Below are 11,132 nucleotides of genomic sequence, written 5' to 3'. Positions count from 1 at the left end.
GACGCGCAGGCGGCCGGCCGGTCAGCGTTTCGCGCCCGCTGCGGCCGGCGCGGCGGCGCCCGCCGGCGGCATGTCGGTGACGAAGCCGATGCGCGTGAGCCCCGCGGCCTGCGCGGCGCCCATCACCTGCGCGATCACGTCGTAGCGGGTCGCGCGCGACGCGCGCAGCCGCAGCTCCGGCGGCGCGGCGCCCGCGGCGGCGGCCCGAAAGCGCGCGGGCAGCGCGTCGAGCGCGACGGGCGTGTCGTCCCAGAACAGCTTGCCGGCGTCGTCGATCGACAGCGTGACCGATTGCGGCGTGTCGCGCGCGACGCTGGCCGCGACCTTCGGCAGATCGAGCCGGATCGCGTGCGTCATCAGCGGCGCGGTGATGATGAAGATGACGAGCAGCACGAGCATCACGTCGATCAGCGGCGTCATGTTGATCTCCGCCATCGGCGCGGACGTCTTGTGGTGCTCCAGTCCGCCGAATGCCATGGTCGTTCCTCCGGGCCGCGCGTCAGGCGCCCTGCGCGCAGACGAACACGTGCAGGTCGCGCGCGAAGCCGTCGAGCTCCTCGGCGAGCTGCCGCACGAGCCGCCCGAGGATGTTGTACGCGAGCACCGCGGGAATCGCGACCACGAGCCCGAACGCGGTCATGATCAGCGCTTCGCCGACCGGCCCCGCGACGTTCTCGATCTGCGCCTGCCCGCTCGCGGCGATGCTGCCGAGCGCGTGATAGATGCCCCACACGGTGCCGAGCAGCCCGACGAACGGCGCGGTGCTGCCGATCGACGCGAGCAGCACCTGGCCGAACTCGAGCCGGCGCTGCGAGCGCAGCATCGCGTGACGCAGCGCGCGCAGCACGCGTTCGCTGCGCTCCACGCGCGCGGCCAGCGCGGCCGGATCGTGTTCGTCGGCCGCGTCGCGCGCGGCTTCGGCAAGCGGCACGAACACGCGTTCGCGATCGGCGCCGACGAGCGCGGCGATGCCCGCGTCGAGCGACGGCGCGCGCCAGAACGCGGCGAGCGCGCGCGGCCCCTGCCGCTTCGCGCGGACCAGGAGCCAGGCTTTCATGAGGAGGAAGCACCAGCTGGCGATGGACATCGCCAGCAGCACGTAGGCGACGGCGTGCGTGATCGCATCGCCGCTTTCGAGGTAGTGGACAACGCCGGTGGGAATGGCCATCGGAGTTTCCCCGTGAGGGTCAGCGCAGGCCGAGCACGTCCTGCATGTCGAACAGGCCGGCGCCACGCGCCGACAGGAAGCGGACCGCACGCAGCGCGCCCTGCGCGTACGACACGCGGCTCGACGACTTGTGCGTGATCTCGATCCGTTCGCCGATCCCGGCGAACAGCACGGTGTGGTCGCCGACGATGTCGCCGCCGCGCACCGCCGCAAAGCCGATCGTCGACGGATCGCGTTCGCCCGTCACGCCCTGGCGGCCGTACACCGCACATTCGTCGAGCGAGCGCCCGAGCGCGCCGGCGACGGCCTCGCCCATCATCAGCGCGGTGCCCGACGGCGCATCGACCTTGTGACGGTGATGCGCCTCGATGATCTCGATGTCGTAGCCGTGCGAGAAATGCTTCGCCGCGAATTCGAGCAGCTTCAACGTGACGTTCACGCCGACGCTCATGTTCGCCGCGAACACGATGCCGATCCTGCCTGCCGCGGCCTGCAGCTCCGCCTTCTGCTCGGCGGTGAAGCCGGTCGTGCCGATCACGAGCTTCACGTCGTGGCGCAGCGCGGCTTCGACGTGCGCGATCGTGCCTTCCGGACGCGTGAAGTCGATCAGGTAGTCGGCCTGCGCGAACACGGCGTCGAGGTCGTCGGTCAGCTTGATCCCGGTTTCCTTGCCGAGGAACGCGCCCGCGTCCTGGCCGAGGAACGGCGAATCGGCGCGGTCGAGCGCGCCGACGAGCTGCGCGTCGGAATCGTTGAGAACGGCTTCGATCAGCATCCGGCCCATACGGCCCGATGCACCGGCAATCGCAATCTTCATGGCTTTCTACACGACAGGTCTAAAGGCGGGCGGCGCACGCCGCCCCGTTTCCGCACGCCGGCCGCTTACTGCGCCGGCGCGGTGAGCGGCTGGTTCTGCAGCGTGTCCGAGCCCTGCGGGCCGACGGGCTGCGCCGTGTCGTTCGACACGTTCGGCTGCGGCGGACGATGGAACTGGAACTGCGGCTGGATCGCCGGCGCCACGCCCGGCGGCTGGCCGCCCGGCACCGGTGCGCCGCTCGAGACCTGCGCGGACGGCGTGAAGCGGCGTGCGGCCGCCCCCTGCCCCGATACCTGGTTGGTCGCGCGGTTCGCCGCGCGTGCGGCCTGCGCGTTCGCGTCCTGGTCGACCGCCGCGCCGGATGCCGGCTCGGCAACCGGGCTCGCGGCAGCAGCAGCGGTGGCCTGCGCGGCGCTCGCGGCAGCGGCTTCGGACGCCCGCTTCGCCGCGGCTGCCGCCTTCGCCTTCTTGCCGCCGCGATCGCCGTCGATATCGGCCAGCAGGTCGAGTTCGGAAGGCAGGTTCTCGGCACCCGACCAGCTCGCGAGCCGGTCGCCCGAGAACGTCAGCACGAGGTCGCGCTGCTGGACGACTGCCGTCGAGCCGCGCTTGAAGTAAAAGAGGTAATCCCAGCGGTCGGCATGGAACATGTCCGTCAGCAGCGGCGTGCCGAGCAGCGCGCGGACCTGCTCGCGCGACATCCCGGCCTGCAGCTGCGCGGCCTTTTCCTGCGACACGAAGTTGCCCTGCACGACAGTGATCCGATAGGGCGTGATGCTCTGCGCGATGCGCTGCGTCACGCTGTCGTACGACGAACAACCAGCCAGCGCGGCAACGGCGGCGGCAGCGATGATGGCACTCCGCATGCGACTCCTCTGAAAGTGCGAAAGAGATTCTGGGATCATTTCCGTCACCGTGCTGGCCCGCGTCGCGAGCCGCGCGTGTTTCTGGAACGGCGAAAAGCCGGTAACATTGAAGCCCTGCATTGTACTCTAGGGATGCCTAGCCATGACCAATCCGACGGATCTCAAGAATATCGGGCTAAAGGCCACCCTACCGCGCCTCAAGATTCTCGAGATCTTCCAGCAGAGCCCCGTGCGTCACCTGACGGCCGAAGACGTCTACCGGAACCTGCTCAACGAACAGCTCGACATCGGGCTCGCCACGGTTTACCGCGTGCTGACGCAGTTCGAGCAGGCGGGCCTGCTCACGCGCAGCAACTTCGAATCCGGCAAGGCCGTGTTCGAACTGAACGAAGGTTCGCACCACGATCACCTCGTGTGTCTCGATTGCGGCCGCGTCGAAGAGTTCTTCGACGCCGAAATCGAAAGCCGCCAGCAAGCGATCGCGAAGGAACGCGGCTTCCGGCTCCAGGAACACTCGCTCGCGATGTACGGTTCCTGCACGACCGAGAACTGCCCGCACCGCAAGCACTGATCCGCACCATTCACGCATGCGCGACGGCCCGGCCGGCATCTCGCCGCCCGGGCCGTGTCGTTTTCGGGACAGGATCGATGTGACGCGGCCCGCGTGACAAACGGACCCGGATGGAAACGTTCTCGAGCATGCGGCCGCGCACCGGCCACGGCGTGGCGCCCGATGCCGGCCGCGCCGCGCGTCAGGCCGCGCTCGCGCAGGCCGGTTCGAACTCCAGCGCCCACGCGTCGTCGAGCGGGATCTCGTCGCAGTTCGGCTGCGGCCCGCCGCGATCGACGATCACGAAATCGCTGACCGCGTCGAGCGCGAGCAGCGGGTGGTGCCACACGCCCTTCGCGTAATTCACGCCCTGCCAGCCTTCGGCGAGGAACGCACGCATCGCGTCGGGCCGGAATTCGCCGGCCGGCGCGACGACGATCGCGTAGCGCGACACGGCCGCCAGCGGGATGAACGCCTGGCTGCCGTGCGGATGACGCTCCATCAGCGTGATCGCGACCGGCAGCGCGCGCGGCTGCGCACGAAACATGCTGACGAGCGGCCGGCCGCCGTCCGCGCAGACGTCGATCGCCGCAAGATCGTGGAACCGCTCGGTCGTACCGCCATTGATCGGAAAATGCCGCGCGCCTTCGAGCGCGATCACGTCGCCGAACGGCGCGAACGCCTCGCGGGTCAGGCGCTCGACGCGCAGGATATGGGGTCCGCTCATGCCTTCGCCCTCCGTCAAGCCGGCTCGCCCCACAGACGCAGGCGCGACACGCCGCCGTCCGGGAAGATGTTGAAGCGCACGTGCGTGACGGGGCCGAGCGCCGCGAGCAGGTCGAACGTGTGCACGTGATCCATCTGCAGCTTCTGCTCGCCGAGCAGTTCGGCCCAGAACATCGCCTGCGTGACGAGCGAATCGTCGGTGCCGCCCGTGACGTGCGCGGCCTGCAGCGAACAGCGGTCGGGGAAGTTGCCCTTGAAGAACGCCGTATCGACCTCGACGCGCCGGATGATGCCCGGGCGCGCCAGCGCGACGATCGCCCAGTCGTTGCCGGGCTCGCGGCGGCGCCGCGTTTCCCAGCCGTCGCCCATGTTCGCGCCCCGCCCCGGCATCAGCATCTGCGAAGCCGGCCCGAAGTGCTGGTTGTTCGCCGCCACCAGGTAGCCGCCGTTCTCGATCGCCGCGAGATCGACGAGCTCGCCGGCCGGCACATGGCGCCAGTCGCGCTGCGGCTGGCCGTACACGCGCAGCCGCGCGAGCCCGCCGTCCGGATACAGGTTCACGCGCAGATGCGTGACCGGCTGCGCGTCGTCGACGCTCACGTAGTGGTGCGAATTGCCCTGCAGCGTCGTCGCGGGGACGATCGTGCGCCATGCGGCGTCGTCAGGCGGCGTGTCGCCGTCCACCGCGCAGGCCTCGATCGACGCGGCCGGCGGGAAGTTGCCGGTGAAGTGGCTCGTGTCGAGATCGACGCCGTAGATCACGCCGGGCCGCGCGAGCCGCACCACGCAGAAGTCGTGGCCGGTGGTGCGCTTGCGGCGCGTCTCCCAGCCGTCCATCCACTTGCCGTGGTCGTCGTACTTGCCGGGAATGAAAACGGCCGGCTCGGGATCGAGCATGCGCTCCTTCGGCGCGAAGAATTCGTCGCTGGCGAAGAGCGCCTGCGCGCCCAAGCGCGGATCGGCGAGGTTCATGTAGCGCCGCGTGAAGGCCGGCGCGTTCGGATCGAGGATGGGGGCTGCCATGTCGTCTCCAGAGATTTTGGAAAGCGCCGGCGCATGGTCGCGCCGGTCGCATGTCATTCACATCGCGCGGGACGGCCGGGGAAGCCGCGCCGCGCGCACTCGCGCTCAGAGCGCGTGGGCCTGGTCGCCCGCGACCGTTGCGGCGCGGCCCTGTTCGTCGGCCGGCACGTAGCGCAGTTCGCGGTTCAGCACGCGCTTCGCACGGGCCCGGTCGATGTCGTGCTCCCACACCGCGACGACGACCGTCGCGACGCAGTTGCCGATCAGGTTGGTCAGCGCGCGGGCGATGCCGACGAACCAGTCGACCGGCAGGATCAGCACGAGGCCGAGCACCGGGATCGCGGGGATCGCCGACAGCGTCGCCGCGAGGATCACGATCGCCGAACCCGGAATCCCGTGCGCGCCCTTGGACGTGACGAGCGACACGAGCAGCACGACGATCAGGTCATGCGTCGACAGCGGCGTGTTGGTGGCCTGCGCGATGAACAGCACGGCGAGCGTCAGGTAGATCGAGAAGCCGTCGAGGTTGAACGAGTAGCCGGTCGGAATCACGAGGCCGACCGTCGAATCCTTGATGCCCATGTATTCGAGCTTGCTCATCACCTGCGGCAGCACCGCGTCGGACGATGCGGTGCCGAGCACGATCGACAGTTCCTCGCGCAGGTAGCGGATCAGCTTGAACACCGAGAAGCCCGCGAGGCGCATCACGATGCCGAGCACGACCGTGACGAACACGAAGCAGCTCAGGTAGAACACCGCGACGAGATAGCCGAGCTGCTTGAGCGATGCCACGCCGTACTTGCCGGTCGTGAACGCGATCGCGCCGAGCACGCCGAGCGGCGCGAGCTTGATGATGAAGCCGATGATGCGGAAGAACACGTGCGACAGTTCCTCGATCAGGCTGTTCACGCGTTGCGCCTTGTCGCCGAGCAGCGACAGCGCGGAGCCGAACAGCACCGCGAACACGAGGATCTGCAGGATGTCGCCCTTCGCGAACGCGTCGATCGCGGTCTCGGGGATGATCTTCATCAGGTAGCCGGCCGTGTCCTTCAGGCTTTCGGCGTTCTTCGCATACGACGCGAGCGACGCCGCATCGAGCGAGCGCAGGTCGATGTTCATCCCGACGCCCGGGCGCGTGAGCCACGCGAGCGCAAGCCCGATGCCGAGCGCGATCGTCGTCATCACCTCGAAGTAGACGACCGCCTTCAGGCCGACCCGGCCGACCTTCTTCAGGTCGCCCGCATTGGCCATCCCGCTGACCACGACGCAGAACACGATCGGGCCGATGACCATCTTGATGAGTTTCAGGAAGCCGTCGCCGAGCGGTCGCAACGACTCGGCGAAATGCGGGAAGAACGCGCCAAGCGCGACCCCCAGTATCAGTGCGACGACTACCCGGCCAAACAGCGAATTGAGGAATTTCGACACGGCGCTCTCCCGATCCAACGGTTGCAGTTTCGTCTGTTCATACTGGTAAGACCAGTGATGTTATGGTGGATAGTAGGAAGCCGATATAGTCGCGTCAAGGACGGATCAAATAGGGATTTCCCGCCCCTCGGCATGGGGCCGGCATGCACCGGATCGGGGCGGATCGTGGCTTTCCCGTAGGTCGCTCATGCACCGCCTGCGTGCGGATTACAATGCTGGTCAGACCGGCCATCGCTCACATCATGAAGAACGTTCCACACACCGTGACCGACGCCGCCATCTCGACGATCCGCGACCGGATCGAGGCAGGCGTGTATCCGGTCGGCAGCCTGCTGCCGGCCCAGCGGCAGCTCTCCGAGGAGCTGGAGATCAGCCGCGCGTCGCTGCGCGAGGCGCTGTCGACGCTCGAGGCGCTCGGGATGCTGCGCATCCGCGCGGGCAAGGGCGTCTATGTCGAAAGCGCGCAGGCAACGGCCGCCCACGCGTGGCGGTTCGCCGAGCAGTCGTCGCCGCCCGACACGTACCAGATGCGCTACGCGCTCGAAGGGTTTGCCGCGCGCATGGCGGCACACGTCGTCACCGACGACGACATCGCATGGTTCGAAAACAATCTCGCCGACCTGCACGTCGCGCTGACCGAGAGCGCGCTCGACGAGGCGTCGCGACTCGACTTCGACTTCCACATGCGGATCATCCATCTCGCGGGCAACGCGGCGATCGAATCGGTACTGCGCAGCAGCGCGGACATCATGAAGGAAAGCCAGCGCATGCCGTTCTACCGGCGCGAGCTGCTGCTGTCGACGTGGCACGAACACCGCGCGATCGTCGATGCGCTGATTGCCCGCGATGCGGCCGCCGCGGGCACCGCGATCGAGACGCACATCGCCAACGCCGCGCAGCGCGCGGGCATCTTCTTCCCGACGCCGCGCGCCTGAGCGCTTGAACGCCTGAGCGCCTGAGCACCGCCCGCGCGGCCGGCGCCGCAACCGGTCGCCGGCCATCCCGGTCATCCTCCCGACGGATCGCGATACGCGAGCGCGCGCTCGATGAATGCGCGCGCCGCGACGCTGCGGTACGCGCCCTTGCGCGTGAGCAGTGCGGCCGTGCGCGCCGGCAGCGGCGGATCGATCTCCAGCGCGCACAGATCGCCGCTCTCGCGCGCGACCGCATCGGGCAGCACCGTCGCGAGCCGCCCGCAGCGCACGAGTTCCAGCACCGCGCTGACCGTGTTCGTCTCGATCGCGATCTTCGGCTGCGCCCCCTGCTCGATGAAATACCGGTCGATGCTTTCGCGCGTCGCGAACGCGCGGCTCAGCAGCACCAGCGGTTCGCCGACGAGTTCGGCCGGGCTCAGCGCGCGGCGACGGCGGGCTAGGCGATGCGTGCGGCCCGTCACGAGCGCGAGCGGCTCGTCCCACAACGGCAGCGCGTCGATGTCCGGCGCGCGCGGCGGCATGAACGCGAAGCCCGCGTCGAGCCGGTCGTCGGCCAGCAGCGCCTCGATGCGCTCCTGCGGCATCGCGTCGATCGTCAGCGCGACGTTCGGAAAATCCGCATGGAACGCGTCGATCAGCGAGCCGCTCAGGTAGGCCGCGAAGGTCGGCATCATCGCGAGCCGCAGCGAACCGCTGCCGAGATCGGCGACGTCGTGCAGCGCGCGCTGGCCGGTATCGAGTTCGTGCAGCGCCGCGCGCGCGTGGCGCGCATAGACTTCGCCGAACTCGGTGAGCCGCACCGTGCGGCCCGAGCGGTCGAACAGCTGCACGCCGAGCATGTCCTCGAGCTGGCGCACCTGCTGCGACAGCGTCGGCTGCGACACATGCAGCGCGTCGGCCGCGCGCGTGAAGCTGCGCTGCTCGGCGACGGCCAGGAAATAGCGGATGTGGCGAAGTAGCATGCGCGGTTCAGGTATTGGCTGCACCAATGAATAGCATAATGATCCAGTCTTGGACGCTATGCTTCGATTCCCGCATCATACGCACTTCCGCTCCCGCGCATGGCGCCCGCCGCCGCACCGGAGCGGCACGCCCGGGCCCGCCCTGCCCCGCGCCGCACGACGATCCGCCGGCGCCCCACCCGGGCGCCGGCCACGCTCCGCCCGGCGCGCATCGGCCCATCGCCGATCCGTTGCGCCGGCCCCGATTTCCGCAATCCCCGCGCAGCCGGCCGCCCCCGCGCCGCCGGCCGCCGCCGTTTTTTCGCAACCATGGAACCGCATCACGACAACCATCCCCCACTGACCCGCGCCATGACGCTGCTGTTCGCGTGCGCGTGCGGCATCGTCATCGGCAACATCTATTACGCGCAGCCGCTGCTCGCCGCGATCGCGCGCAGCTTCGGCCGCCCGCCCGCCGAGCTCGGCTACCTCGTCACGCTGACGCAGCTCGGCTACGCGGCAAGCCTGCTGCTGATCGTGCCGCTCGGCGACGCGGTCAACCGCCACACGCTGATCGTGCGGCTGCTCGTGCTCAACGTGATCGCGCTGGTAGCCGTCGCGTTCAGCACGAACTTCACGATGTTCGTCGTCGCGAACATCGCGCTCGGCTTCGTCACCTGTTCGACGCAGCTGCTCGTGCCGTTCGCCGCGTCGCTCGCCGACGCGCGCACGCGCGGCCGCGCGGTCGGCACCGTGATGAGCGGGCTGCTGCTCGGGATCCTGCTCGCGCGCGTCGCGGCCGGCGCGATCGCCGACGGGTTCGGCTGGCGCGCGGTGTACGCGATCGCCGCGGTGATGATCCTCGCGCTGACCGCCGTGCTCGCGGTGAAGCTGCCGAAGGATCGCCGCCACGCGCGGCTCGACTACGCGGCACTGATGAAGTCGCTCGTCGCGCTGGTGCGCGCGCAGCCGCTGATCGCGCTGCGCTCCACCTACGGCGCGCTCGTGTTCGCGTGCTTCAGCCTGCTGTGGACAGGCCTCACGTTCCTGCTGAGCCAGCCGCCGTACGGCTACTCCGAAGGGCAGATCGGGCTGTTCGGCATCGTCGGTGCGGTGGGCGCGCTCGCGGCGACGTCGGCCGGCCGGCTCGTCGATCGCGGCCACGGCAACGCGGCGACCGGGTTGTTCGCGGCGGCCGTGCTCGCCTCGTTCGCGCTGATCGCGACCGGCGCGCACTCGCTCGTCGCATTGATCGCGGGCATCCTGCTGCTCGACGTCGGCGTGCAGGGCATGCACATCTCGAACCAGAGCGTGATCTATGCGCTTGCCGGCAACGCGCGCAGCCGCGTGACGACGATCTATCTGACGAGCTACTTCATCGGCGGCGCGTTCGGATCGTTCGCGGCGAGCGTCGCGTACGGTGCCGACGGCTGGCGCGGCGTATGCATCGCCGGGGCGGCACTGTCCGGCGTGCTGATCGCGTTGTGGCTCGCATCGCAGCGCGTCGGCGTGCGGCAAGTCACGCAGTAACCGGCTTTCGCGCCGCCCAACAAAAAGGCACGCTCCGCGCATCGCGGGCGTGCCTTTTCTGCATGCGCGCCGTCGCGCCCTCGGCGGGCGGTCACGCCGTCGCGTCAGCGAAATCGATCAGCACCTTCATCGCGCGCTGCCGGTCGCCGGCCAGCTCGAACGCATCGTTCGCTTCGCGCACCGGAAACACGCGCGTCACGGCCGGCGCGAGATCGACGCGCCCCGCATTGATCAACTGCACCGCGAGTGCGAACTCCGCATGGAAGCGAAACGAGCCGCAGATCGACAGCTCCTTCGCGACCACCACGTTCTGCGGCAGGCTGACGTCGCCGCCGAGCCCGAGCTGCACGACGACGCCGCGCGGCCGCATCACGTCGAGGCCGTCGCGCAGCGCGCGCGCATTGCCGGAACACTCGATCATCACGTCGAACGTCCCCTTGTCGGCACCGTAGCGGGCGACCCAGCCGCTGTCGGTCGCCGCATTGATCGTCCGGTCGGCGCCGAGCGCGCGCCACGTCGAGCGGCGCATCGACTACGTCGGTCGCGACGATCTCCGCCGCGCCGTGCACGCGCGCCGCCGCGACGGCCAGCACGCCGATCGGCCCGCACCCCGACACCAGCACGCGCCGGCCGATCAGCGGCCCCGCCCGCGACACCGCGTGCAGCCCGACCGCGAACGGCTCGGCAAGCGCCGCGAGCGACAGCGGCACGTGATCGGCCACTTTCACGCACTGCGCGGCGTCGCACACGAGCGCGTTGCGAAACGCGCCCTGCACGTGCGGCATGCGCATCGCGCTGCCGTAGAAGCGCATGTCGAGACACTGGTTCGGCAGCCCTTCGAGACAGTAGCGGCACGCGCCGCACGGGCGGCTCGGATTGACCGCGACGCGATCGCCGACCTTCACCGCCGTCACGTCCGGCGCGACCGCCGCCACCGTGCCGGCCACTTCATGGCCGAGCACCATCGGCTGCTGCAGCCGGATCGCGCCGAAGCCGCCGTGCCGGAAGTAATGCAGGTCGGAGCCGCAGATGCCGCCCATCGCGACATCGACGCGCACCTGGCCCGGGCCGATCTCGCCGGCGTCCTGCTCTTCGAGCCGCAGGTCGTTCGGCCCGTGGATCACGACACACATGCAACGCATACGCAT

At 69.4% G+C, this 11,132-nt stretch carries 11 protein-coding genes and 1 pseudogene; 3 read left to right on the top strand and 9 right to left on the bottom strand.

The genetic code is table 11. From position 1 onward, the window contains the following. Positions 1-21 precede the first annotated feature (21 nt). The 4 genes from DCN14_RS17445 to DCN14_RS17430 form a co-directional block, all read right to left on the bottom strand. A complete protein-coding gene (locus tag DCN14_RS17445; RefSeq protein ID WP_096506324.1) occupies positions 22-477 on the bottom strand; it encodes a biopolymer transporter ExbD in 456 nt (151 codons plus the stop codon). A gap of 22 nt (positions 478-499) precedes the next feature. Continuing rightward, on the bottom strand, positions 500-1,168 hold the full coding sequence (locus tag DCN14_RS17440) for a MotA/TolQ/ExbB proton channel family protein (RefSeq protein WP_096506322.1): 669 nt from the start codon (positions 1,166-1,168) through the stop codon (positions 500-502). 19 nt (positions 1,169-1,187) lie between these two features. Further along, on the bottom strand, positions 1,188-1,985 hold the full coding sequence (dapB, locus tag DCN14_RS17435; RefSeq protein ID WP_096506320.1) for a 4-hydroxy-tetrahydrodipicolinate reductase: 798 nt from the start codon (positions 1,983-1,985) through the stop codon (positions 1,188-1,190). A 65-nt stretch (positions 1,986-2,050) separates the two neighbouring features. Further along, on the bottom strand, positions 2,051-2,851 hold the full coding sequence (locus tag DCN14_RS17430) for an outer membrane protein assembly factor BamE (protein WP_096506318.1): 801 nt from the start codon (positions 2,849-2,851) through the stop codon (positions 2,051-2,053). Between the two features lie 142 nt (positions 2,852-2,993). Between DCN14_RS17430 and fur the strand changes: the two genes are divergently transcribed. Beyond that, positions 2,994-3,422, top strand: coding sequence for a ferric iron uptake transcriptional regulator (fur, locus tag DCN14_RS17425; protein WP_006753314.1), 429 nt, complete (start codon positions 2,994-2,996; stop codon positions 3,420-3,422). Positions 3,423-3,603: 181 nt separating this feature from the next. On the opposite strand, the gene DCN14_RS17420 is transcribed toward fur, so the two are convergent. From DCN14_RS17420 to DCN14_RS17410, 3 genes are all read right to left on the bottom strand, one after another. Beyond that, on the bottom strand, positions 3,604-4,128 hold the full coding sequence (locus DCN14_RS17420; protein WP_096506316.1) for an ureidoglycolate lyase: 525 nt from the start codon (positions 4,126-4,128) through the stop codon (positions 3,604-3,606). A 14-nt stretch (positions 4,129-4,142) separates the two neighbouring features. Next, entirely contained in the window at positions 4,143-5,150 is a 1,008-nt protein-coding gene (alc, locus tag DCN14_RS17415) for an allantoicase (RefSeq protein WP_096506314.1), read from the bottom strand. A 105-nt stretch (positions 5,151-5,255) separates the two neighbouring features. After that, entirely contained in the window at positions 5,256-6,578 is a 1,323-nt protein-coding gene (locus DCN14_RS17410; protein WP_096506398.1) for a C4-dicarboxylate transporter DctA, read from the bottom strand. A 212-nt stretch (positions 6,579-6,790) separates the two neighbouring features. Here DCN14_RS17410 and DCN14_RS17405 point away from each other — a divergent pair, with 212 nt between their 5' ends. Further along, positions 6,791-7,513, top strand: a complete 723-nt coding sequence (locus DCN14_RS17405; RefSeq protein WP_096506312.1) for an FCD domain-containing protein — start codon at positions 6,791-6,793, stop codon at positions 7,511-7,513. Between the two features lie 71 nt (positions 7,514-7,584). Here the strand turns inward: DCN14_RS17405 and cynR are convergent, their stop codons facing one another. After that, the gene (gene cynR / locus DCN14_RS17400; protein WP_096506308.1) at positions 7,585-8,475 is read right to left on the bottom strand and encodes a transcriptional regulator CynR; all 891 of its coding nucleotides are present in this window, start codon (positions 8,473-8,475) and stop codon (positions 7,585-7,587) included. A gap of 309 nt (positions 8,476-8,784) precedes the next feature. Between cynR and DCN14_RS17395 the strand changes: the two genes are divergently transcribed. Continuing rightward, positions 8,785-9,984: an MFS transporter gene (locus DCN14_RS17395; RefSeq protein ID WP_096506306.1), complete on the top strand. Its 1,200-nt coding sequence runs from the start codon at positions 8,785-8,787 to the stop codon at positions 9,982-9,984. A 91-nt stretch (positions 9,985-10,075) separates the two neighbouring features. On the opposite strand, the pseudogene DCN14_RS17390 reads toward DCN14_RS17395, so the two are convergent. Then, positions 10,076-11,132: pseudogene (locus tag DCN14_RS17390) on the bottom strand (L-idonate 5-dehydrogenase).

Origin of the sequence: Burkholderia sp. IDO3, from assembly GCF_003366075.1 — a bacterium.
GTDB classification, from domain to species: Bacteria; Pseudomonadota; Gammaproteobacteria; order Burkholderiales; family Burkholderiaceae; genus Burkholderia; species Burkholderia anthina.
Note: the sequence above shows the minus strand (reverse complement) of the source record. Positions and strands in the feature narration are given on the sequence as shown.